Origin of the sequence: Massilia sp. CT11-108, assembly GCF_047302915.1 — a bacterium.
Lineage (GTDB): Bacteria > Pseudomonadota > Gammaproteobacteria > Burkholderiales > Burkholderiaceae_D > Telluria > Telluria orientalis.
The window spans coordinates 1-259 of record NZ_JBKYMO010001586.1; the positions used below are offsets into that span (position 1 = coordinate 1).

A 259-nucleotide genomic window follows, 5' to 3' on the forward strand; every position below is an offset into this window, starting at 1 on the left:
GGGATAATGCTTCCAAACCCCTCACCGTTCGGGTTCCTGAAGCATATAAATTCGTGAACAAAATTCCTGATTTTACTAGCGCATCTAGTTCTGGAGTAATGCCCTGCGTATTACCAAAGCTGCCTAAAAATTCTGCACTTAAACTTTCAACACTGATGAGCACCACATTCATTTTATTTTCAGTTTGTTTTTGAAGCACCATCCTTGTGGTATATCGGTAATGTTTATTGGCATCATTTGTTTCTTGTTTGTAGATGTT

1 protein-coding gene is annotated in these 259 nt (G+C 38.2%); it reads right to left on the minus strand.

Annotated features, from left to right (window positions below):
• The coding region (locus tag ACEN88_RS35685) for a sulfatase-like hydrolase/transferase (protein ID WP_413347119.1) at positions 1–202 on the minus strand (202 nt) is incomplete at its 3' end.
• Positions 203–259: the final 57 nt, after the last annotated feature.